22 protein-coding genes are annotated in these 23,156 nt (G+C 66.4%); 15 read left to right on the forward strand and 7 right to left on the reverse strand.

Annotation, left to right across the window (positions count from 1 at the left end):
- Positions 1–52 precede the first annotated feature (52 nt).
- Together FIU94_RS11320 and FIU94_RS11325 are read left to right on the forward strand one after the other, a co-directional pair.
- Positions 53–262: a hypothetical protein gene (locus FIU94_RS11320; protein WP_152465899.1), complete on the forward strand. Its 210-nt coding sequence runs from the start codon at positions 53–55 to the stop codon at positions 260–262.
- The gene (locus FIU94_RS11325; protein WP_152465900.1) at positions 259–711 is read left to right on the forward strand and encodes a host attachment family protein; all 453 of its coding nucleotides are present in this window, start codon (positions 259–261) and stop codon (positions 709–711) included. Before FIU94_RS11320 ends, FIU94_RS11325 begins: the two co-directional genes overlap by 4 nt.
- A 46-nt stretch (positions 712–757) precedes the next feature.
- On the opposite strand, the gene FIU94_RS11330 is transcribed toward FIU94_RS11325, so the two are convergent.
- A complete protein-coding gene (locus FIU94_RS11330; RefSeq protein ID WP_152465901.1) occupies positions 758–1,321 on the reverse strand; it encodes a TIGR00730 family Rossman fold protein in 564 nt (187 codons plus the stop codon).
- A gap of 103 nt (positions 1,322–1,424) precedes the next feature.
- Here FIU94_RS11330 and FIU94_RS21025 point away from each other — a divergent pair, with 103 nt between their 5' ends.
- The 3 genes from FIU94_RS21025 to FIU94_RS11345 all read left to right on the forward strand — a co-directional run bounded on the left by FIU94_RS21025 (position 1,425) and on the right by FIU94_RS11345 (position 5,583).
- Positions 1,425–3,269 carry a LysM peptidoglycan-binding domain-containing protein gene (locus FIU94_RS21025; RefSeq protein ID WP_254702523.1) on the forward strand — a complete coding sequence of 615 codons (1,845 nt, stop codon included), beginning with the start codon at positions 1,425–1,427 and terminating at the stop codon, positions 3,267–3,269.
- Between the two features lie 111 nt (positions 3,270–3,380).
- Complete coding sequence (locus FIU94_RS11340) at positions 3,381–5,237, forward strand: ABC transporter ATP-binding protein/permease (RefSeq protein ID WP_152465902.1); 1,857 nt, start codon at positions 3,381–3,383, stop codon at positions 5,235–5,237.
- 4 nt (positions 5,238–5,241) lie between these two features.
- On the forward strand, positions 5,242–5,583 hold the full coding sequence (locus tag FIU94_RS11345; protein WP_152465903.1) for a hypothetical protein: 342 nt from the start codon (positions 5,242–5,244) through the stop codon (positions 5,581–5,583).
- Between the two features lie 62 nt (positions 5,584–5,645).
- On the opposite strand, the gene FIU94_RS11350 is transcribed toward FIU94_RS11345, so the two are convergent.
- From FIU94_RS11350 to FIU94_RS11360, 3 genes are all read right to left on the reverse strand, one after another.
- On the reverse strand, positions 5,646–6,032 hold the full coding sequence (locus FIU94_RS11350; RefSeq protein WP_254702659.1) for a DUF302 domain-containing protein: 387 nt from the start codon (positions 6,030–6,032) through the stop codon (positions 5,646–5,648).
- A gap of 166 nt (positions 6,033–6,198) precedes the next feature.
- Entirely contained in the window at positions 6,199–10,086 is a 3,888-nt protein-coding gene (locus FIU94_RS11355) for an efflux RND transporter permease subunit (protein WP_152465905.1), read from the reverse strand.
- Entirely contained in the window at positions 10,083–11,339 is a 1,257-nt protein-coding gene (locus FIU94_RS11360) for an efflux RND transporter periplasmic adaptor subunit (protein ID WP_152467023.1), read from the reverse strand. The genes FIU94_RS11355 and FIU94_RS11360 overlap by 4 nt, the downstream gene beginning before the upstream one ends.
- 219 nt (positions 11,340–11,558) lie before the next feature.
- On the opposite strand from FIU94_RS11360, the gene FIU94_RS11365 reads away from it, so the two are divergent.
- From FIU94_RS11365 to der, 3 genes are read left to right on the forward strand one after another with little or no spacing between them, the layout of a single operon-like run.
- Entirely contained in the window at positions 11,559–12,266 is a 708-nt protein-coding gene (locus FIU94_RS11365) for a tetratricopeptide repeat protein (RefSeq protein WP_152465906.1), read from the forward strand.
- A gap of 50 nt (positions 12,267–12,316) precedes the next feature.
- Positions 12,317–13,672 carry a PQQ-like beta-propeller repeat protein gene (locus FIU94_RS11370; RefSeq protein ID WP_254702524.1) on the forward strand — a complete coding sequence of 452 codons (1,356 nt, stop codon included), beginning with the start codon at positions 12,317–12,319 and terminating at the stop codon, positions 13,670–13,672.
- A gap of 56 nt (positions 13,673–13,728) precedes the next feature.
- The gene (gene der, locus FIU94_RS11375; protein ID WP_152465907.1) at positions 13,729–15,192 is read left to right on the forward strand and encodes a ribosome biogenesis GTPase Der; all 1,464 of its coding nucleotides are present in this window, start codon (positions 13,729–13,731) and stop codon (positions 15,190–15,192) included.
- A gap of 34 nt (positions 15,193–15,226) precedes the next feature.
- On the opposite strand, the gene FIU94_RS11380 is transcribed toward der, so the two are convergent.
- From FIU94_RS11380 to FIU94_RS11390, 3 genes are all read right to left on the reverse strand, one after another.
- A complete protein-coding gene (locus FIU94_RS11380) occupies positions 15,227–15,943 on the reverse strand; it encodes a tryptophan-rich sensory protein (RefSeq protein ID WP_152465908.1) in 717 nt (238 codons plus the stop codon).
- 76 nt (positions 15,944–16,019) lie between these two features.
- Positions 16,020–17,312: a serine--tRNA ligase gene (gene serS / locus FIU94_RS11385; protein ID WP_152465909.1), complete on the reverse strand. Its 1,293-nt coding sequence runs from the start codon at positions 17,310–17,312 to the stop codon at positions 16,020–16,022.
- A 68-nt stretch (positions 17,313–17,380) separates the two neighbouring features.
- Positions 17,381–17,584 (reverse strand): hypothetical protein, encoded by a 204-nt coding sequence (locus tag FIU94_RS11390; RefSeq protein ID WP_152465910.1) that lies wholly within the window; start codon positions 17,582–17,584, stop codon positions 17,381–17,383.
- Between the two features lie 180 nt (positions 17,585–17,764).
- Between FIU94_RS11390 and yajC the strand changes: the two genes are divergently transcribed.
- The 7 genes from yajC to ccmB all read left to right on the forward strand — a co-directional run bounded on the left by yajC (position 17,765) and on the right by ccmB (position 23,147).
- Positions 17,765–18,043, forward strand: a complete 279-nt coding sequence (gene yajC / locus FIU94_RS11395) for a preprotein translocase subunit YajC (protein ID WP_152465911.1) — start codon at positions 17,765–17,767, stop codon at positions 18,041–18,043.
- A gap of 36 nt (positions 18,044–18,079) precedes the next feature.
- Positions 18,080–19,729 (forward strand): protein translocase subunit SecD, encoded by a 1,650-nt coding sequence (secD, locus tag FIU94_RS11400; protein ID WP_152465912.1) that lies wholly within the window; start codon positions 18,080–18,082, stop codon positions 19,727–19,729.
- A 1-nt stretch (position 19,730) separates the two neighbouring features.
- On the forward strand, positions 19,731–20,699 hold the full coding sequence (gene secF, locus FIU94_RS11405) for a protein translocase subunit SecF (RefSeq protein ID WP_152465913.1): 969 nt from the start codon (positions 19,731–19,733) through the stop codon (positions 20,697–20,699).
- On the forward strand, positions 20,692–21,450 hold the full coding sequence (locus FIU94_RS11410) for a sulfite exporter TauE/SafE family protein (protein ID WP_152465914.1): 759 nt from the start codon (positions 20,692–20,694) through the stop codon (positions 21,448–21,450). Before secF ends, FIU94_RS11410 begins: the two co-directional genes overlap by 8 nt.
- Before the next feature lies 1 nt (position 21,451).
- Positions 21,452–21,805, forward strand: coding sequence for an Mth938-like domain-containing protein (locus FIU94_RS11415; protein ID WP_152465915.1), 354 nt, complete (start codon positions 21,452–21,454; stop codon positions 21,803–21,805).
- A 71-nt stretch (positions 21,806–21,876) separates the two neighbouring features.
- Positions 21,877–22,494: a heme ABC exporter ATP-binding protein CcmA gene (gene ccmA / locus FIU94_RS11420; protein ID WP_152465916.1), complete on the forward strand. Its 618-nt coding sequence runs from the start codon at positions 21,877–21,879 to the stop codon at positions 22,492–22,494.
- Complete coding sequence (gene ccmB, locus FIU94_RS11425; RefSeq protein ID WP_152465917.1) at positions 22,491–23,147, forward strand: heme exporter protein CcmB; 657 nt, start codon at positions 22,491–22,493, stop codon at positions 23,145–23,147. The genes ccmA and ccmB overlap by 4 nt, the downstream gene beginning before the upstream one ends.
- The last annotated feature ends 9 nt before the right edge of the window (positions 23,148–23,156 follow it).

The following is a 23,156-nucleotide window of genomic DNA, read 5'->3' on the forward strand; positions in this document are numbered from 1 at the left end:
GCCTGCCCGCTGCGTTGATCAGACAAGCAACGCAAGATGTAGGAGGCATCCCATGGCAGAGCGCAAAAGATCCAAGGACGGCAGCAAGGATTCCGAAAAGATCATCGGTGAAGCTGCGGACATCAGCCATCAGGGCCGCGCGGGGGGCAACCTCGAACGCGATGTTGGAACGCAAGACGAAGCAAAGCGTGCCACCGAGAAACCCGCCGGCGTAACCCGTGTCACCGGACAGGACAAACGCAATCACGGAGAAGACGAATGACCAAGCTGACCAACGGCACATGGGTTCTTATCGCCGACGGTGAAAAGGCTCTTTTCCTTGTGAATCAGACAGATGGCGAGGATCCGTACCTTGAGGTGTTCCGCGAGGAAGAACAGGAAAATCCGCCGAACAGAGAACAGGCCGCCAACCGCCGGGGGCGATTCAACGACGGCCCGAGCGTTCATCGGTCAGCCGTTCAGGACACGGACTGGCACCAGCTGGCCAAGGATCGGTTCGCCTCGGATCTTGCTGATATCCTCTACCGCAAGGCGCACCAGGGGGCATTCGACCGGCTCGTGGTCGTCGCACCGCCGAACACGTTGGGTGAGCTGCGCAACGAGGTCCACAAGGAGGTCGCGGACAAAATCGTTGCCGAGGTGCCCAAGACGCTCACCAACCACCCGATCGACGAGATCGAAAAACTGGTCGCCCAGGAAATCGCTGCCTGATCAGCGAGTTGCACCGCAAAGCTGAAGCGTCGCATCAAGCGGCGCTTCAGTCGCGCAGGGCTTTCAGGCCCGCCAACGCCGCCGCTGCGTCGGGGACGGGGGTCACGTAGCCTGCCAAAGTCTCGTCCGCGAACCCCTGATCCACGACATGCCTGATCAGCTGCATCAAAGGGTCCCAGTAACCCGCTGTATTGACCAGGAAAACTGGCTTCTGGTGCAGGCCCAGCTGCCGCCATGTCAGCACCTCGAACAACTCGTCCAGCGATCCCGCGCCGCCCGGCAGCACGGCCACCGCGTCGCAGTTCATGAACATCACCTTCTTGCGTTCATGCATCGTCTCGGTCACGACATAGCGGGTCAGATCGGTCTTGCCGACTTCCCACGCCACGAGGTGCTGAGGGATCACCCCGAAGGTTTCGCCGCCTGCCTGCTGCGCGGCGCGCGCGACACTGCCCATCAACCCCACATCCCCCGCGCCATAGACCAGCCGCAGTCCCGCCTCGGCCAGCCCCTTGCCCAGGTCTTCCGCGTCGCGGGCGTAGGCGGGATCGGCCCCGGGGCGCGAACCGCAATAGACGCAGACGGACTTCAGGACGGGGGGCTGCGTCATCTGGGCACCTCTTTCTCAGAAAAGACAGGCCACCGGCGGTGGCGTTTTGACCCGTGTTATCGCGGCTGATAGAAAGGCTCAACCTTGGGGAAGGATGGTTTGCATGAACAAGTTTCTGGCCGGTGCCGGCGGCAAGACAGGTGCGCTGACGGGTTTGGCTGTCGTGGCGGTGGCGATCGTGGCGGCGGCATTGTTCCAGAGCCAGGATACCCCGACGCCCGACAATGCCGATACGCCGGTGGCGCTGGTCCCGCAATCCTCATCCCCCGAAGCGTCCGACCCGCTGCCGCAGGCCACGCCCGATGCGGGCCAGCAGACTGTGTCTGAAGCGCAGGACGGCACCGGTGCACCGGCCCCCGCTGAGACGGAAGCACCCGCTGAGACGGAACAGGCGCAGGATAGGCAGGCGGCTGTCCGGACCGAGGCTGTCAGCCAGCCCTCCGCCGACGCCGCCTCCGACGCCGCGCCCGCCTTTGACGAGGTGCGCCGCGAGGCGGACGGCATGACCGTGATCGCGGGCCGCGCCGCGCCGGGGGCCGAGGTCGAGATCCTGCAGAACGGCACCGCCATTGCCACCGCCCGCGCAGACGGCGGCGGCAAGTTCGCCGCGCTGGCGATCATCCCGCCCGATGGCAAAGGTCATGTGCTGAGCCTGTCCCAGAAAGGCGACGCAGGGCAGCACATTTCATCGCGCGACAGCATTATCCTGGCCCCCACCACCCCGGCGGAGGCGCAAGTCGCCCAAGCTGGCACGCAGCGTCAGGCCGGGATCGAAGAACAGGGCGACGGTGCAGAAGAAGGCGCGGCGGAGGCGGAACAGCCGGACACAGGGTCCATTGTCGTGGCCGAAGCGAACACCGGTGAGGCCGACGCGCCGGTCGCGTCCGAGGCTGTCCGTCCCGGCCTGGATGCGCAATCTGTCCAATCATCCCCTTCCACCGCCACCGAGCAAGCGGACAGCACAACCGACACCGCGCGTAACGGTGCAACGCCCCCGGCGCCTTCTGCGTCGCAGTCCGGCGACACCCCATCAGATGACCAGCCCGCGGCCCCAGCCGCCCCGGCCCAGACGGCCGATGCGCCCCTATCCGAAAGCAGTCCGGCCGATGCCGACAGGCCGACCGCGACTGGCGCAGCCGAGGCGCCACAAAGAACCGCACAAAACGAAACCGGCGCCCAGGACGCGGTTGCGGGCGACGCGGCGCCCGCCGTGCCGGACGCGCAAGCCCCCGTGACCAGTGCCGCGCTGTCGCAAACCGGCAGCGCCCCGCAGGCGGCAACACAGACGCAGACCATGCCGGCGGCACCGCAAAGCCCGCAGACCGAGGCGCCAGAGGCGCTGGCGTCGGGGTCCGCCGCGCCGCCGCCGCCCGAACCCGGTGGCAGCAGCCCCGCCGCACCTGCCGAACCCGCCCCCGCCGTTGCCATCCTCAAGGCGACCGATGACGGGGTGGAGCTGCTGAATGCGCCGCGCCCCGAGGCGTTGCAATCGGTCGCGCTCGATACCATCAGCTATTCCGACGCGGGGGCCGTGCAGCTGGCCGGTCGCGCGCGCGCCGACACCCAGGTCGTGCGGGTCTATCTCGACAACCGGTCGATCGTCAGCCTGCCGGTGGACGCCGAAGGCCGCTGGCGCGGGGACCTGCCTGACGTGGACGCGGGGGTCTATACGCTCAGGGTCGATGAGGTCGCGGGCGACGGCGAGGTGTCCAGCCGGGTCGAAACCCCGTTCAAGCGCGAATCCGTCGACACGCTTCGGGCGGCGGCGGCGGGCCAGGAGGGGCCGGTCAAGGCGATCACGGTGCAAAAGGGCAATACGCTTTGGGGCATTGCCAGCGACCGCTACGGCGACGGGCTGCTGTATGTCCGCGTGTTCGAAGCCAACTCGGACGCGATCCGCGATCCCGACCTGATCTATCCGGGCCAGGTCTTTGATCTGCCGGACTGACCGGGACCGGTTTCGCGCAAAAATCAGGCCCGGTGTTCTGGAAATTATCGGTTCCGGTGGTACCCGCTGCCGTCCCGGCCTATGTAGGGTGCCAAGCCTTTAGGACCATCCATGTCGTCAGATACCGCCAGCCCCGCCGTCAAGGGGCCAAATACACCGACCGTCCCCTTGACCGACGAGCAGCTGGCCGATCAGGCCGAGCGTCAGTCCGCCCTGCGGGTGCTGCGCAAGGTCGCGCCCTATCTCTGGCCGCGCGACATGCCTTGGGTCAAGCGACGGGTCGTGTGGGCCATGGTCGCGCTGGTGGTATCCAAGCTGGTGTCCGTGGCCACGCCGCTGTTCTACAAGGATGCGGTGGACGCGCTGGCGGGCGAGGGGACGCCGATGCTGGCCCTCGGGGCGGTTTCGCTGACGCTGGCTTACGGCATGGCGCGCCTGATGAACGTGGGCTTCCAGCAGCTGCGCGACGCGGTGTTCGCGCGGGTCGGCCAGCGCGCCCTGCGCATGTTGGCGCTGGAAACCTTCCAGCATATCCACAAGCTGTCGATGCGCTACCATATCACCCGAAAGACAGGGGGGCTGAGCCGCATCATCGAACGCGGCGTCAAGGGTGTCGATTTCCTTTTGCGCTTTCTGCTGTTCTCCATCGGGCCGCTGATCCTTGAGCTGCTGCTGATCGCCATCGTCCTCACAGTGCTTTTCGACGTTTGGTACACGGCGGTCGTGGCGATCACCATCGCGCTCTATGTCTGGTTCACCTTTGCGGTCACTGAATGGCGGGTGAAGCTGCGCCGCCAGATGAACGACCAGGACACCGACGCCAACCAAAAGGCCATCGACAGCCTGCTGAACTATGAGACGGTCAAGTATTTCGGTGCCGAAGCCCGCGAGGCCGAACGTTATGACACGGCCATGGCGGGCTACGAGGAAGCGGCGATCAAGACGAATTACTCGCTCGCCTTCCTGAACTTCGGTCAGGCCCTGATCATCACCGCCGGGTTGGTCGGGGTCATGGTGATGGCCGCCATCGGCGTGCAGAACGGGTCGCTGACAGTGGGCGATTTCGTCATGGTCAACGCCTACATGATCCAGATCACCGTGCCGCTGAACTTCCTCGGCACGGTCTACCGCGAAATCCGCCAGGCGCTGGTGGACATGGGCCAGATGTTCGGCCTTCTGGAACAACCGGCCGAGATCACGGACAAGCCCGGGGCTGCGAATCTCAAGGTGACGGGCGGACGGATCACGCTGGATGACGTGCGCTTTGGCTACGATCCGGATCGGCAGATCCTCAAGGGCGTCAGCCTGGAGGCGCAGCCAGGTGAGACGGTGGCCATCGTCGGCTCGACCGGGTCGGGGAAATCCACCATCGGGCGGCTGCTGTTCCGGTTCTACGACGTGCAGGGCGGGGCGTTGCGGATAGACGGTCAGGACATCCGCGAGGTGACGCAGGACAGTCTGCATCGCGCCATCGGCGTGGTGCCGCAGGATACGGTGCTGTTCAACGACACGATCCGCTACAACATCGCCTACGGTCGCGAAAACGCCACGCGCGAAGAGATCGAGACCGCCGCCCGCGCCGCGCAGATCCACGACTTCATCCTGTCCCTGCCGCAGGGCTACGAGACAGCCGTGGGCGAACGGGGGCTGAAGCTGTCGGGCGGAGAGAAACAGCGCGTCGGGATCGCGCGCACCCTGCTGAAGGACCCGCCGATCCTGCTGCTCGACGAAGCGACCAGCGCGCTCGACAGCGACACCGAGGGCGAGATTCAGGATGCCCTGCGCCGGGCCGGGCAGGGGCGTACCGTGCTGACCATCGCGCACCGGCTGTCCACGGTGGCCGAGGCGGACCGCATCATCGTGTTGGAAAAGGGCGAGATCGTCGAACAGGGGACCCACGAGGCGCTGTTGGCGCGGCAGGGGCGTTACGCGCAGCTCTGGCAGCGGCAGCAATCGGACGAGGACTGATCCGATGGCGCGGAAGGATTATCCGCACACGCCGGATGGCCGCTATTTCGTGGCGAAGGCGCGGTTGTGGCGCTGCACCGATCCGTCCTTGCCCGATGCCGAACGCCGCGCCGCGGTCAAGGCGCTGATGCAGGCCCGACGGGCCGTCGGTCAGGCCGGAACGGAGGCCGAAACCGCCGAAGCCCGCACCGCCGTCGATGCCGCGAAACGCAGGCTGGGCGAACGCGGCCCGGTCTGGTGGGACGACGGTGCCCCCGACGAAGGGGGAAAGCACCCCAGGAACACCAGCTATGCGGATTGGTGGCACAGCCTGCCTGCTGCGACGCGCACCGCCGCCGAAGGCTGAGCGGTACCGCCGGGCCTTCAGCTCCCCCCGGCGCAGAGGGCTCGGACGGTCTGCCGGGCAGTCTATTCCGCGCTGATCGCCTTTTCCGTCAGCTGGTCCAGTGCCTCGGTCATCTTTTGCAGATACGGCCCATCCTCCGGCAACCCATGCGTCAAGGCCAGCGCCGCGGGGTCGTGGTAGGTGACATGCACCACACCTTCGGCATCGGCATAGGCCAGCACCCGCATCGGCAGGTCCAGGCCCGCGGTCTGGCTGTCCTGCATCGCCGGCGTCCCCAGCTTGGGGTTGCCGAAGATCAGCACCTCGGTCGGGCGCAGCTCCATGTCGGCATCTGCCGCGCCCTCGGCATGATCGACGCGTGCGAAAACGGTGGCGCCTGCGTCCTCCGCCGCGGTCTGCAACCGGTCTATCGTCGCGGGCACGGAATGCGGGCTGAGCTTGTCGATCATCTGCGCGGCGGCAGGAAAGGCGAGCCCGACAAGAAACAGGGGGGCGGCAACGAGGTGAACGAGGGGGCGAAACATGGGGATTCTCCTGTCTGTGAGGGCAACAGGATAGTCCGAACTTCACAAAGGGCGAGGGCGCGGCCCTCACGTCCGCTTGATCCGGCCGCTGTTATTCCGCCGCCGACAGCTGGGGTGTTCTGACCGGGACAGGGGCGCTGAGATCGTCCCAGATGATCTCCGTCAGCCTGGTGCGGCGCGCGTCCCGCGCCAGTGCCCAGTCCCGCGCGGCGCTGCTTGCCCGGCCCAGCGACATCCGCGCCAGCAGCCGTGCGAACCAACGCACATAGGTTGTCGCCCAGACCCGGATCGCCAGCATGGATGGCGTGACCATCAGCGTCAGCACCGTTGCGATGCCCAGACCAAAGACAACCGCCGTCGCAAGCTGTTTCCACCACAACGCGGTGGGGCTGTCGATGGTGTATCCGCCCGCGGCGAAATCGATGCTGAGACCGAACATCATCGGGGCCAGCCCCGCCATCGTGGTGATGGTGGTCAGCAGCACCGGGCGGATGCGCGCCTGGGCGGTACGGATGATCGCCTCGATCCGGGGCATGTAGCGTTCGTATTCCTGATAGGTGTCGATCAGGATGATGTTGTTGTTCACCACGATCCCCGCCAGTGCCACGATCCCCGTGCCGGTCATGATGATGCTGAAGCTCTGGTCCATCACCAGCATCCCGATCAGCACCCCGGTCGTGGACAGCACCACCGCCAGCAGCACCAGGACCGAGTTGTAGAAGCTGTTGAACTGCGCAAGCAGGATGATGAACATCAGCCCCAGCGCGGCGGTAAAGGCGGAGGACAGGAACGCTTCGCTTTCCGCCTGTTCTTCCTGATCGCCGGTCCATTCGGTGGTGACGCGGTCGGGCAGCGGGTCGGTTTCCAGCCACTTGGTGATCTCGGCGATGCGTTCATTGGGGTTGATCGGCACAAGGCGCAGATCCCCACTGTCGAGCGCGGCCTGCAGGTCCGTCCCCGCGCCGGCCTCGGTCCGGTCGATGACGGCGTAGCCTGTGCCGTCCCGTGTCGTCAGCTCCGGTCTGGTGTCTGCCGGGGCGGGCCGCAGGGTCGCCATCGTGGTTCCGCTGGTGGCGTCGCCCTGCACGACCTTCATCAGGCCGGGGGCCACGTCCGCCTTGACGTCGAGATAGCGTTTCTGGTCGATCCTGTTGATCTCGGCCAGCTTCGGCACCGGGGTCCGGGTGATGAAGTTGGACAGCGGCACCAGACCGTCGGTCGTGCGCACCTTGAGCGTATCAAGGGTGGACAGCACGCGGTCCTCTTCCGGCAGGCGCACGCGGATCTCGATCTCTTCGTCCGAACTGTCCACGCGCATCGTGTCCAGCAGCAGGCCCCGCGTGACCAGTTGCACCATCGCGCCAACCGTCACCACGTCGGCGCCGTAGCGTCCGGCCTTTTCCACGTCCACGTCGATCTGCCAGTCGATGCCGGGCAGGGGGCGGGTGTCTTCGATCAGGGTCAGGCCCGGCGTCTGTTCATAGTGGCGGCGGACCGTCTCGGTCGCTGCGATCAGGTCGGTATAGCTGTCGGACTTCAGCCGCAGGTGCACCGGTTTGCCCGACGCGGGGCCACGGGACTGCGCCAGAATCTCGATCCGGATGCCGGGGATCTGCTCAAGCCGCTCCGTCAGGTCCTGGATGATGACGTCTCCGTCATAGGCCGGGTCCTGGCTGTGCCGGGTCACGGTGGCCCCCAGAAACGGAATGGTGAACCACGGCTCCACGGTTTCGGGCCGGTCTTCCCACGGGATGGTTTCGAGCTGGATCTGCCCGATGCTGTCCTTGGGCGTCTGGGCACCGCCGGTGTTGCTGTCGAGCCCGCCCTCGCCCGCAAAGGCGAACGCCGTCTGTACGCCGGGGTTTTCCAGCACGATATCCTCGGCCCGCTTCATCAGCGCGTCCTTTTCCGCCAGCGACAGGTTGCCGCGTGCCAGAACATAGACGATCGCCTGCTCGGGCTCGGATTCGACGAAAAAGTCGACGCCTTTGGAATTGTTGGAGAAATAGATCAGCACCGAACCCACAAAGACGAACACCGCCCCCGCCATCACCAGCGGCATCAGCGGATTGCCCGCGATAAAGGCCATCAGATAGCCAAAGCCGTTGCGGCGATAGCCTGCATGGATGCGGTCCGGTTCGCGCCGGAACATGCGCGCGGCCAGCCAACGGCCCGCGCGCCCCAGCCGGGTCATCAGCGCAAAGAGGCTGATCAGCGCCAGCATGAAGCCCCCCAGCGCCAATGCGCCGACCGCCGCGGCCGCCACCACCAGCGCAAAGACCACGGCAAAGGTTCTGGCCACCGAAAGAACTGACAGCGCATCCATCCCGGCGAAGGCCGCCGTCATCCATTGGAACAGAAGGCCGGGGTCGTCGGCGCCGGTCGGCCCCATCAACAGGCCCGCCGGCGCGAAGAGGATTGCCGCCCCGGCGAACAACAACAGGTGCAGCACCAGCGGCAGCGCGGCGACCGCCTTCATTTGCCGCGCCATCCAGCCTTCCAGCCGCCCGGTCACACCGCCGAGCACCGGCAGATAGATCAGCGCCACCAGCAGGGAGGCCGAGAGCACGAAGATCAGCGTGACCGGCAACATGCCCATGAATTCACCCGCGATGCCGGGCCAGAACAGCATCGGCAAAAAGGCGCAGAGCGTCGTCGCCGTGGACGAGATCACCGGCCAGAACATCCGCCTGGCCGCCTCCACATAGGCGCGCATCGGGCCTTCGCCCTCCTGCTGGCGCTTGTCGGCGTATTCCACCACCACGATGGCGCCGTCCACCAGCATCCCCACGGCCAGGATCAGGCCGAACATCACGATGTTGGAGATCGAGATGCCCATCAGCGCGAGAAAGGCGAAACACAACAGGAATGAGGTGGGGATCGCAAAGCCCACCAGCAGGGCGGCGCGGATGCCCAGGGCGGCAAGCACCACGATCATGACCAGCGCCACGGCGGTAAAGACCGACCCCAGCAGTTGCTGCACCATGCTGTCGACCACGCGGCTCTGGTCGTTCGAGGTGCCCACCGTCACCGCCGCGCGCAGCTCGCTGGGCCAGTCGGCGGCGCGTTCGTCAACGATTTGCTTTACCTGGGCCGCCGTGTCGATCAGGTTGAAGCCCTTGCGCTTGACCACCTGCAGGGCCAGCGTCTTTTCCCCGTTGAACCGCGCGGTGCCCTTGCGGTCCTCGAAGGTCAGGTTGATCTGGGCCAGGTCGCCCAGCGTGACGACGCGGTCGCCGTTTGTCTTGACCGGCAGGCTGTAGACGTCCGCCGGATCGTCGAAGGATGACGGAATCTTGACCGAGAACGTCCCCTGGTCGGTTTCGATCTCGCCCGCCGCGATCAACTGGTTGTTGTTCTGCACCACGTTGATCAGCTCGCCCGCGGTGACGTTGTAGGCCTCCAGCCGCAGCGGGTCGATCAATACCTCCAGCATCTCGTCGCGGTCGCCGGCCAGACCGGCCTCCAGCACCGCGTCCATCGCTTCTAGGTCGTCCTGAAGGTCGCGGGCGACCCGCGCCATGGTGCGTTCCGGCACCGGGCCGGTGAGGTTGACGATGATGATGGGAAACTCGGAAAAATTGATCTCGTTGATCGTGTAGGTTTCCGCCCCTTCGGGAAAATTCGCCTGGGCGGTGCCCATGGCGTCGCGCACGTCGGCCATGACCTTGGTCTTGTCCCAGCCGAATTCGAACTCCAGCGCGATCCCGGCGTAGTTCTCAGCCGCGGTGCCGGTCATCGTCTTCAGGCCGTCTAGATCGGCCAGTTCGGTCTCCATCGGCTTGACCAGCAGCGTTTCGCTGTCCGCAGCCGAGATGCCGGGGAATTGCACCGACACGAAGAGGGCGGGAACTTCGATGTCGGGCTCGCCCTCCTTGGGCAGGGTGGAATAGGCATAGCCGCCGACCACGAGGCTCAGCAGGATAAAGGCCATCACCATGCGGGCCCTGCCTGCGGCCCAGTCGACGATGCCGCTCATTGCGTGACCTCCTGGTAGGTCGGATCGACCTTGACCCCTTCGGTCACGTATTCCTGGCCGACGACGATCACATTCGCGGTATCGGGCAGCCCCGTGACCCAGACGCCGGTGGCGGCGTCGCGCATGATGCTGACCGGGACGAAGGACACCACATCCTCCGCGTCAACCGTGCGCACCCCCAGCGTGCCGTTGTCGTTCAGTGTCATCGCGCTTTGCGGGATCATCTGCGCCTGCACCCCGGCGGATGCGATGGCGATCTCGGCGGTCTGGCCGTCCCTTATGGCCAGATCGGGGTTCGGCACCTCGATCTCGACCCGGAAGGTGCGGGTCTGCGGATCGGCGGAGCGCGACAGGAAGATGACCTTGCCCGTCACCTGGCCGCCGCCCGCCGCCAGCCGGGCACCGGCCCGCGCGCCCAGGCTGACGCGGTTGACTTCGGTTTCCGGCACGAAGCCGACCAGCTTGATCGGGTCAAGCTGGATGATCGTGGCGCACAGGCCGCCGGGCTGCAGCAGGCTGCCCAATTCGGCGGTGTCGCTTTCCAGCAGACCATCGAAGGGCGCCGTGATGGTCAGACGCTCGATCTCCTTCTCTGCGCTTGCGACGGCGGCGGTGGCCGCTTCGATGCCCGATTGCGCCGCACTCAGCCCGGCGGTTGCCGAGGTGATCGCCGCCCGCGCCGTGGCCACCGCCGCGTCGGACGAGGCCACCCGCGTCTGCGAGGCAAAACCGTCCTCGCTGAGCCTGGAGGCGGCGTTCTGGTTGATCTCGGCTTCCTCCAGCTGTGCGCGGGCCTGTTCGACGCGCGCTTCCGCTTCGGGCACGCGGCTCTGCGCTTCGCTCAGACGGGCGCGCGCCTCTTGCAGGGCCGAACCGCGGGTGCCCGGGTCCAATTCGCACAGCGGGTCGCCCTGCGAGATTTCGGCCCCCTTGCGCAGCGGGGCAGAGGCCACCACGGCAGAGGTTTCGGCCCGGACATCGACCTGCCGAACCGCCTGGGTCTGGCCGCGCAGGACCACTGCGCTGTCGACCTCCTGCGCTTCGAATCGCCTGACGCTGACCTTGACCCGCCGGGTCCGCTGTGTTGGCTCGGCCACCTTTGCTGCGCCTTCGGCATCGGCCTGTTCGGGCTGGGGCGTCTCCGCCTGGGGCGCGTCCATGCCCAGCATCGCCATCAATTGCGGACGCGCGAGGATCGACAGGGCAAGGATCGCAGTCACCGCAACTGCAGCAAGGATCGAGAAAAAGCGCATCATGCGGCCTCTTGCTTGGGGCGGAGGGCCCCAAGCTTGGCCAACCGCGTTTTGCGCTATGTAATACTTTCAAACTGAACTGCCTAGTTTAGTTGCGCCATTTTTGCCGGAATTGTTGCCTGAATTGGCCAAAACGCTGAATTTCAGGCAGACTGCTAGCCCTTGGCTTGGCCCTTCGTGCGGGTTAAGAGGTGAAAAACAGCGATCAGGGGCAGCCGGATGAGCGACACAGACAGCTTTATCGACGAAGTCAACGAAGAGGTGCGGCGTGACCGGCTGTACCACTTGTTGCGCCGCTATGGCTGGATCGCGGCGCTGGCCATCGTTCTGATTGTCGCGGGGGCCGCCTGGAACGAGTACCAGAAGGCACAGTCGCGGGCCCAAGCGGAAGCTCTGGGCGATGCCATGCTGGCGGCGCTGTCCAACGACGAGATCGCCGCGCGGGCCGAGCAGCTGTCGCAGATCGACCCGCAGTCGCCGGGGGCCGCGGCGGTGCTGCGCCTGCTCACGGCCGCGGAACAGGTCGAGGCGGGCGAGACCGCCGCTGCCGCCGCGACGCTTGAAGCCCTGGCGACCGATGGCGCGGCGCCGCAGATTTACCGCCAGCTTGCGAATTTCAAGTCGCTGACCCTGCCGGACACCGACATGTCCGTCGAGGACCGCCGTCAGGCGTTCGAGGCGATGGCGCAGCCGGGCAATGCGCTGCGCCTGCTGGCGAGCGAACAGCTGGCGCTGCTGGACATTCAGCAGGGCCAGCCGGATGCGGCAATCGCCCGCTACCAGTCGATATTGCAGGACGCCGAAATCACCTCGGACTTGCAACAGCGCGCCCTACAGGTGATTGTGGCGCTGGGTGGAGAACCTGAACTGGATGTCAACGCGATCGCGGAGAATGACGGGATCGGCGCGCAGCCGGTGGGAAACTGATCAGAACCGGCAAACCGGTTTGACGTGATGGCACGAGGATGGGCAGGACCATGATGCAAGATCGAAACCGCGGGACAGCCCGGATGGTGTGCGGTGCGCTGACGGCGGTGCTGCTGCTGGCAGGCTGCGCCGAAGAGGAGACCTTTCTGCCGGGCAAGCGCGAGCCGGTCCGTTCGGTCCTGCAGGACCCGGCACTGGCCGCCCCGCTTGAGGGCGAGGAAGAAACCGTCAACACCAGCCGCCCCATCGCGCTGGGCGCCGCCGCGAACAATGTCTCATGGACCCACAGCATAGGCACGCCGCAGTACCGCACCACGCATCCCGCGCTGCGCGCGACGCTGCAGCCGGTCTGGTCGGTCGACATCGGCGCGGGCGACAGCCGCAAGCAGCGCATCACCGCCGATCCGGTGGTCTCTGGCGGGCGTATCTTCACGCTGGATGCCGATGCGCGGGTCACAGCGACCTCCACCGGGGGGCAGGTCATGTGGACCCGTGACCTCACCCCCGTCACCGACCGCTCGGGCCAGGGCACCGGCGGCGGCCTGGCGGTAGAGGGTGAAACGCTTTATGTCTCAATCGGCTACGGTGTGCTGGCGGCGCTGGACGTGTCGACCGGCGGCGAACGCTGGACCCAGAAACTGGATGCTTCCGGTTCCGGGACGCCGACGATCTACGGCGATCTGGTCTATGTCACCTCGGGTGACGATACCGGCTGGGCACTGGACAAGAGCAACGGCCGCATCGAATGGCAGGTCGGCGGCAGCACCAGCATGAACAACGTGCTGGGCGCACCGGCACCGGCAGTCACCGACAAGTTCGTGATCTTCGCCTACGGCACCGGAGAGGTGCAGGGCGTCTTCCGCCGCGGCGGTCTGCCGCGCTGGGACGCGTCGGTCGTGGGCAAGCGCGCGGGCCGCGCGCTGTCTGCCGTCTCTGACGTGACATCGGCACCGGTCGTATCGGGCGGCACCGTCTTCGTGGGCAACCATTCCGGGCGGCTTGCCGCGCTCAACGTCGAAAGCGGCCAGCGGCTATGGACGGCGCGCGACGGGGCCATCGGGCCGGTCTGGCCGATCGGTGATTCCGTCTTTGCCATCACCGACCTGAACGAACTCGTGCGGCTCGACGCGGCGGACGGGCGCCGCATCTGGGGCATTCCGCTGCCGAACTTCGTCAAGGAAAAGCCGCGGCGCCAGTCAGAGGTCGTGGCCCATCACGGTCCCGTCGTGGCCGGGGGCCGTGTGATCATCGCGTCCAACGACGGTCTGCTGCGCAGCTTCGATCCCACCAATGGTGCCCTGACCGGCACGGTCGAAATCCCCGGCGGCGCGACATCTGCACCTGTCGTGGCGGGCGGCAGCCTTTATGTCGTCTCCACCAAGGGGCAATTGCACGCCTACCGCTAATGGTCTAAAGCGCGAAGTTCAGGGGCCGTACCGGCCCCGGCGGAGCGTTGTGAGCCATGTCCTTTTCCCTTGCCATCGTGGGCCGTCCGAATGTCGGCAAATCCACGCTGTTCAACCGTCTTGTGGGCAAGCGCCTCGCGCTGGTCGACGACCAGCCCGGCGTGACCCGTGACCTGCGCGAGGGCGCGGCGCGGCTGGCGGACCTGCGCTTTACGGTGATCGACACCGCCGGACTGGAAGAAGTCACCGACGACAGCCTGCAGGGCCGCATGCGCCGCCTGACCGAGCGCGCGGTGGACATGGCCGACATCTGCCTTTTCATGATCGACGCCCGCGTCGGTGTGACCCCCTCGGACCTTGTCTTTGCCGACATCCTGCGCAAACGATCGGCCCATGTGATCGTGGCCGCCAACAAGGCCGAGGGCAAAGCCGCCGACGCCGGCGTGATCGAGGCCTATTCGCTGGGCCTGGGCGAGCCGATCCGCCTGTCAGCCGAACATGGCGAGGGGCTCAATGATCTCTACACGATCCTCATGCCGCTGGCGGACGCCTACGCCGAAAAGGCCGAAGGCGACTCCCCCGAAACCGATGTGGATGTCCCCGAGGACGATGGCGAAATCACCGATGACATTCCGGTGCCGACCCATGCCAAGCCGTTGCAGGTCGCGGTCGTGGGCCGCCCCAATGCGGGTAAATCCACCCTGATCAATCAGATCATGGGCGAGGACCGGCTGCTGACCGGCCCCGAAGCGGGGATCACCCGCGACGCGATTTCCCTGCGCACCGACTGGAACGGCGTGCCGATGCGCATCTTCGACACCGCAGGGATGCGCAAGAAGGCCAAGGTCCAGGAGAAACTGGAAAAACTCAGCGTCTCCGACGGGCTGCGCGCGGTGAAATTCGCCGAAGTCGTCGTGGTGCTGCTGGACGCCGAGATTCCCTTTGAACAGCAGGACCTGCGCATTGCCGACCTGGCCGAGCGCGAGGGGCGCGCGGTGGTGGTCGCCGTGAACAAATGGGACATCGAGGAAGACCGCCAGGCCAAGCTGAAGGCGTTGAAGGAAGCCTTCGAACGGCTTCTGCCGCAACTGCGCGGGGCGCCGCTCATCACGGTCAGCGCCAAGACCGGCCGCGGGCTTGACCGCCTGCACGACGCCATCATGCGCGCCTATGAGGTCTGGAACCGCCGCGTGACCACCGCGCAGCTGAACCGCTGGCTGTCGGGCATGATGGAGGCGCATCCGCCCCCCGCGCCGCAGGGCAAGCGGATCAAGCTGCGCTACATGACACAGGCCAAGACGCGTCCCCCCGGTTTCGTGGTGATGTGCAGCCACCCCGACAAGGTGCCGGACAGCTACAACCGCTATCTGGTCAACGGCCTGCGGATCGACTTTGACATGCCCGGCACGCCCATCCGCCTCTGGATGCGCGGCCAGAACGACGCGAACCCCTACAAGGGCCGCAAGAAGGCAGGCCCCTCGAAGTTGCGCAAACATACCGAAGGCCGTCGCAAGGACTGAGCGGGACCGATGCGTTCAGCCGGTCCGGCTCCCGTCACAGGCGCCGCGCCGCGCGGGCCGTCGGCACCAGCAGGATCACGATGCCGCCCAGGGCCAGGTAGGCGACCGAGGGGGCCGTGCCCCAGTTCGCCACCGCGACCGCCGCCAGCGCCCAGATCACGGCGACGCCGTAGGTCGGCGCACGGCGCAGCGACGCCTGTACGAAACAGCCGATGAAGATCGCCAGCCCGACAAAGACAATCGCCGCCGCCTGTTGGTCCAGCCAGCCATATCCGGCCGCCAGCAGCCCCAGCGACACGCAGGAGGCCGCGGACAGCCACCCGGCATACAGCCCCACCGGCAGCGCGGCCCAGGGGGTGTCGGCCACGGGGGCCATGAACAGGGCCGCGAGGGCCGCGATCAGCATGACCCAGATCAGCACCGTGGCCCAGATCGGGCTGGCCACCGCCACCGCCAGCCATGTCGTGCCCACCGCGAGCGACAGGCACAGCGGCAGGCGCATGTCATGCCATTGACCGTCCCGGGGGGCGCGGAGCATGCCCCAGCCCAGGCCCAGGATCAGCCAACCGTAGATCACGCTCCAGATCGCAAAGGCATAGCCCGCAGGCTGCACCGGCGGGTCCTCTTGCGGGATCGGGAATTGATCGGGGTCGAAGCCCGCGAAGCCGTCCACCAGAAACGGCGTGGCGGCAAAAGCGACGGCCAGCAAAAAGCAAAGGACGGCGATGGCGGGGCGCAGGGCAGGGGTCATCAAGGGGCCTTCTGTTCGGGATCATTTCCCACAGATAGCGGCCCGCCACCCCAAGGCAACGTGCCCGCGCGCCGGCTCAGCGCAGGGTGCCGTCCGCCGCCAGCAGGGTCTTGCCGCCCAGATAGGGCGCCAGCGCCTCGGGCAGGACAACCGACCCGTCTGCCTGCTGGCCGTTCTCCAGCACCGCGATCAGGCAGCGCCCCACGGCCAGACCGGACCCGTTCAGCGTGTGCAGGAACTGCGGCTTGCCGCCGTCCCTGGGCTTGAACCGCGCGTTCATGCGCCGCGCCTGGAAATCGCCTGTGGTCGAGACGGAGGAAATCTCGCGGTAGGTGTTCTGTCCCGGCACCCAGGCCTCGATGTCATAGGTGCGCCGCGCGCCGAACCCCATGTCGCCGGTGCACAGGATGACGGTGCGGTAGGGGATCCCCAGCGCCTCCAGTATCCCCTCGGCGCATCGCAGCATGCGCTTCTGCTCCGCGTCACTTTCATCGGGATGCGTGATGCTGACCATCTCGACCTTTTCGAACTGGTGCTGGCGCAGCATGCCCGCCGTGTCGCGCCCCGCGCTGCCCGCTTCGGACCGGAAACACAGCGTATGCGCGGTGTAGCGGCGCGGCAGATAGCTTTCCTCCAGCACGTGATCGGCCACGATATAGGTCAGCGGCACTTCGGAGGTCGGCACCAGCCACATGCCCTCTTCGGTGCGATAGCTGTCTTCGCCGAACTTCGGCAGCTTGTCGGTGCCATACATCGCATCGTCCTTGACCAACACCGGCGGGTTCACCTCGGTCAGCCCGTTCTCGTCCACGTGGGTGTTGATCATGAACTGCGCCAGCGCCCGGTGAATGCGGGCCACCGCCCCCGACAGCAGCACGAAACGGCTGCCGGAAATCTTTGCCGCCGTGTCGAAATCCATCGCCGCCGCGACGCCTTCGATCTCGTAATGCTCCTTGGGGGTGAAATCGAACGCGGGGATGTCGCCCCAGCGGTTGACCTCGACGTTGTCGTTTTCGTCCGCCCCGTCCGGCACGTCATCGGCAGGCGTGTTGGGAATGCGCGCCAGCATGTCGGTCAGCTGCGCGTCCAGCTCCTTGGCCTCGGCCTGCATGGCGGCCACCTCGGCCTTCTTTTCGCCCACCAGCGCGCGCAGACGCTCGAATTCCGCCTCGTCGCCCTTGGCCTTGGCGGCGCCGACCTGCTTGGAGGCGGCGTTCTGTTCCGCCTGCGCCGCTTCGGCGGCCGAGATCTTGCCCCGCCGCGCCGCGTCCAGTTCCAGAACGGCGGCAGAGACCGGCGCATCGCCGCGCCGGGACAGTGCGGCGTCAAGGGCGGCGGGGTTCTCGCGGATGGCGCGGATGTCGTGCATGGGATGCGTCCTTGGGCAATTTGAGTCGTTGCGCCGCCTTATGCCGCAACTCGGGCCGGAACGGTAGGCTATTTGGGGTCGTCCGGGTCCTGACCGATGGAGCGCTGGAAGTCGCGCCATGCGGGGGCGAGGTCGAACCAAGGGTCGAATTCCAATTCAAGCTGTGTCCCGCTGGGTGCCGACAGCGGCAATTTCGCGATCAGGTAAGCGGCAAGAACGATGCCGATCAGCAGCACCAGATATGCCGGAACTTCGATCATGGTATGTGTCACGCAGGCAAGGCCCCCTGTTCCTTGAGTGTACCCGCCCCACGTTCATCCACCCTGCGCCCATCTGTCCACCCATTCATTCCCCTTTCCGCCTTGCACACGGCCCGCACCGCGCTTAGGTTCCGGCAAAATTCGCGGTCGCGCCTTTGGGGTCGGCCGGCCCCACCCAGAAGGACCATCTCCATGCAAGGTTTTGAGCAATTCGTGCCGCTGATCCTGATCTTCGCGATCATGTATTTCCTGTTGATCCGCCCGCAGCAGAAAAAGGCCAAGGAACATCAGGCGATGGTTGCGGGCCTGCGGCGCGGCGATCAGGTGGTCACGCAGGGCGGGCTGATCGGCAAGGTCGTCAAGGTCAAGGAAGACGGCGAGATCGAGGTGGAAATCGCGGATGGCGTAAAGGTCCGCGTGGTGCAATCGACCATCGCCACCGTCGTGTCCAAGACCGAACCGACGAAGTAATCCCGCCGCCCCACGCCGTCACGCAAAGGCCATACCATGCTCCAGATTGATCTGTGGAAGCGGATACTCATCATCCTGACCTGCGCGGCGGGCCTGTGGGTGGCCCTTCCGAACGCGTTCTACGGCCCCGTGGAGCAGCACAACGACGCCGCCCGCGCGATTGAGCAGGGCGGGGCGTCGCAGGAACTGGAGGCGCAGCTGGCGCTCTGGCCGGAATGGATGCCCTCCGGTCTCGTCAACCTCGGCCTTGACCTGCGGGGCGGTGCGCATCTGCTGGCCGAGGTGCAGGTGCAGGACGTCTACAAGAGCCGGATGGAAGCCACCTGGCCCGAGGTGCGCGATGCGCTGCGCGATCTGACGCCGGTCCGCCGTCAGGATGCACCGGACGGCCAGCTGCAGGTGCGGCTCCAGGATGCTTCCGTCATGCCCGAGGCGATGCAGATCGTCCGTGACCTGTCGCGCCCCGTGCAGACGCTGACCGGCGCGGGGGCGAGCGACATCGACGTGACCGGGAACGAGGGGCTGATCACGATCACCCTGTCCGAGGCCGAGAAACAGGCGACGGACGAGCGCACGATGCAGCAGAGCCTCGAGATCATCCGCCGCCGCATCGACGAGGTCGGCACCCGCGAACCCACGATCCAGCGGCAGGGCGCGGACCGCATCCTGATCCAGGTGCCCGGCATCGGTTCGGCGTCCGAGCTGAAAGAGATCATCGGGACCACCGCGCAGCTGACCTTCAACCCGGTCATCAGTCGCGGCACCGACGCCAACGCCAGCCCCGGCATCGGCAACTCGCTGCTGCCGTCTCTCGACAACGAGGGCGAATACTACACCATCGAGACCGCGCCGGTCGTCACCGGCGACGAGCTGGTGGATGCGCAGCCGTCCTTCGACCAGAACGGATCGCCCGCTGTCAGCTTCCGCTTTGACACCACCGGCGCGCGCAAGTTCGGCAATTACACCGCCGAGAACATCGGCTCGCCCTTCGCGATCGTGCTGGACGACGAGGTCATCAGCGCCCCCGTGATCCAGAGCCATATTCCCGGCGGGTCCGGCATCATCACCGGCAATTTCACGGTCGAGGAATCGACCAATCTGGCCGTGCTGCTGCGGGCGGGCGCGTTGCCTGCGGGCCTGACCTTTGTCGAAGAGCGGACGATCGGGCCGGAACTGGGGCAGGACAGCATCGACGCGGGCAAGCTGGCGACGATGGTGGCCTTTGTCGCGGTGCTGCTGTTCATGGCAATGACCTACGGGCTGTTCGGCCTGTTCGCCAATATCGCGCTGATCATCAACGTCGGTCTTATCTTTGGCCTGCTCAGCCTGATCGGCGCGACGCTGACGCTGCCGGGCATCGCCGGGATCGTGCTGACCGTGGGCATGGCGGTGGATGCCAACGTGCTGATCTTCGAACGTATCCGCGAAGAACTGAAGACGGCAAAGGGCCCCGCGCGGGCGATTTCGCTGGGCTACGAACGCGCGCTCAGCGCCATTCTGGATGCCAACATCACCACGTTCATCATCGCCACGATCCTCTTCGCGCTTGGGTCCGGCCCGGTGCGGGGGTTCGCGGTGACACTTGGCCTCGGGATCGTGACATCGGTCTTCACCGCCTATTTCGTGACGCGCCTGATGGTGGTCATCTGGTTCGAACGCCGCCGTCCCAAGACGATAGAGGTCTGACATGCGCCTGAGACTGATCCCCGACGACACCAGCATCGACTTTTTCAGATACGCGCCCGCAACCTTCGGCGCGTCCTGCGTGGCCATGGTTCTGGCGCTGGTGGTCTGGTTCTTCATGGGCCTGAACTACGGCATCGACTTTCAGGGCGGCACCAGCCTGCGCACCGCCAGCGACACGCCGGTGGATGTGGCCGAGTACCGCGCGGCGCTGGACCCGCTGGAACTGGGCGATGTCACCATCTCCGAGGTATACGACCCCACCAGCGACGGCACCCGCCACGTGGCCATGGTGCGCATCCAGTCGCAGGAAGGCCAGGAATCGGCCACGCCCGAGCTGATCGCCAGCATCCAGACCGCGTTGCAGACCGTGGCGCCGGACATTCAGTTCACTTCGGTCGAATCTGTCGGCCCCAAGGTGTCGGGCGAATTGATCACCACCGCGCTGATTGCGGTCGGGGCGTCCCTGGGGGCGATCCTGATCTACATCTGGTTGCGCTTCGAATGGCAATTCTCGGTCGGCGCGGTCGCGGCGCTGTTCCATGACGTGATCCTGACCATCGGCATCTTTTCACTGTTGCAGATCCGTTTCGACCTGCCGGTGATCGCCGCGATCCTGACCATCATCGGGTATTCGATCAACGACACCGTGGTGATCTTTGACCGGTTGCGGGAAAATCTGCGCAAGTACAAGAAGCGCGCGCTGCGCGAGGTGATGAACCTCTCCGTCAACGAAACGCTGAGCCGGACGATCATGACCTCGGGCACGACCCTGCTGGCGCTGATCGCGTTGCTGGTGCTGGGCGGCGACGTGATCCGGGGCTTTGTGTTTGCCATCACCTGGGGTGTGATCGTCGGGACCTATTCATCGGTTTACGTGGCCAAGAACGTCGTGCTCTACCTCGGGGTCAAGCGCGACTGGTCCAAGCCGGACGCCAACGCCGGGAACCAATACGCCAACATTGATGCCTGATGTCCTCGCCGCTGCCGGATCGACCACGGGTCTGATCTGGCTGGTGGCGGCGGTAATCGTGGCGGGGCTGGTCCGGGGCTTCTCGGGCTTTGGCTCGGCGATGATCATCATGCCGGTCGCGGCCTCTGTGCTGAGCCCGGTGCAGGCGGTCATCTTCCTTGCCGCCACCGAACTGCTGGGGCCGCTGCCCAATCTGCGCGCGGCCTGGCGGGACGGTGCCCCGCGCGACGTGGGATTGCTGATGATCGGCGTCATCCTTGCCCTGCCGCTGGGGCTGTGGTGTCTTTCGCGGCTCTCTGCCGACGGATTCGGGTGGTTCATCTCGGGGGTGGTGCTGCTGCTGCTGGCGCTGTTGATCTCCGGCTGGCGCTACCGTGGCAGGCTGACGCGCGGCCTGACCGTGGCCACCGGGGCACTGGGCGGCTTCATGACCGGTTTTGCCGGTATCGCCGGCCCGCCGGTCATCATGCTTTACATGGCAAGCAGCCTGCCCATCGCCACCATCCGGGCGAATTTCCTTCTCTACCTTCTGGCGGTGGATGTCCTGCTGTTCGCCCTGCTCTGGCTGAGTGACCTGATGGTGTGGGAGATCATCGTGCTGGGCCTGCTGATCGGCATTCCCAACCTGATCGCGAACCGCCTGGGGGCGATGCTGTTCGATCCGGCGGCCGAAGGGGTTTTTCGCCTGGTGGCCTATCTCGTCATCGCCGCATCAGCTATCATCGGGCTGCCGATTTGGAAGGGGATGTGACATGCGCCTGAACGAGATCGTCTTTAACGACGCCAAACCCGTCGAGGGCTACGGCCCCGGCTTCTTTCGCATCGGTGGCGAGGTGATCCACGGCCCGCTGGTCGCGGGGCCCGACGGCATCCGCACCTGGGCGGGGCTGGAGGATATCGAACCTCTGCTGGCATTGCGCGGGCAGATCGACGTCCTGTTCGTGGGCACCGGGGCGGACATCGACCACCTGCCGGAAACGCTGTCCGGCCCGCTCGACGCGGTGGGAATCGGGGTGGAGGCGATGGCATCGCCCGCCGCGTGCCGCACCTACAACGTCCTGCTGAGCGAGGGCCGCCGCGTCGCCCTCGCGCTGCTGCCGGTCTGAGCCATGGGGCGGATGTCGTGCCCCGGGCTGCCGGTTGCCCATGCCCTCAACGAACGGGTTGTCCGCAGATCATGACGTTGCGTGCCACCGACCTTACCGTTGCCCGCGGCGGCCTGCCGGTGCTGACCGGCCTCGGCTTCGTGCTGGAGCCGGGGCAGGCGCTGATCCTGCGGGGGCGGAACGGTGCGGGCAAGACGACGCTGCTGCGCGCCATCGCGGGGCTGCAGCCCGTGCTGGCGGGCCGCATCGAAGGGGCGGAGGACCGGGTGGCTTATGCCGCTCATGCGGACGGGCTGAAGGCGATGCTGACCGTGACCGAAAACCTCAGCTTCTGGGCCAGGGTCTTTGGCACCGATGACATCGCCGCCGCGCTGAGCGCCTTTGACCTGGGTGGGCTGGCCGACCGCTTGGCGGGGACGCTGTCGGCGGGGCAGAAGCGCCGTCTGGGTCTTGCGCGGCTGCTGACCACCGGGCGGCCCGTCTGGGTGCTGGACGAACCTACCGTGTCGCTCGACACCGGGGCGGTGGCGTTGTTCGCCGCAGCGGTGCGCGCGCATCTGGGGCAGGGCGGATCTGCCCTGATTGCCACGCACATCGACCTGGGGCTAGAGGCGCGGGAGCTTGACCTCACGCCCTTCCGCGCCAGTGCGACCACCCGCGCCGGGGCCAGCGACGAGGCGTTCCTGTGAGGGCGCTGCTGTGGCGCGACCTGGCGCTGGCGCTCAGGGCGGGGGGCGGCTTTGGCCTCGGTCTCGCGTTCTTTCTGATCGTGACGGTTCTGGTCCCTTTCAGCGTCGGCCCCCAGCCCGACCTCTTGCAGGCCATCGCCGCCGGTGTGCTGTGGCTGGGTGCGCTGCTGGCGTGCCTTCTGTCGCTGGACCGCCTGCTGGCACTGGATTTCGAGGATGGCACGCTTGAACTGCTGGCCACCGCCCCGCTGCCGCTGGAGGCGGCATTGAGCGTCAAGGCGCTGGCCCATTGGCTGACCACAGGGCTGCCGCTGGTTCTGCTGGCCCCGGTGCTGGGCGTTCTGTTGAACCTCGCGCCGGCGGGATACCTCTGGCTTGTGGTGTCGCTGCTGCTGGGCACGCCTGCGCTTTCGGTGATCGGCTGCTTCGGCGCCGCGCTCACGGTGGGGGTCAAACGCGGGGGGCTGCTGCTGTCGCTGCTGGTGCTGCCGCTGTACGTGCCGACGCTGATTTTCGGGGCCGAGGTCGCCCGGCGGGGCGCGTCGGAACAGGACGTGACGTCCCCGCTGCTGATGCTGGCCGGGATCACATGTGCCGTGATCGCGCTGATGCCTTTTGCATCCGCGGCCGTCCTGCGCATCGGGCTGCGCTGAAGATGCCGC

The organism is Sulfitobacter sp. THAF37 (genome assembly GCF_009363555.1).
Taxonomy (GTDB): Bacteria; Pseudomonadota; Alphaproteobacteria; order Rhodobacterales; family Rhodobacteraceae; genus Sulfitobacter.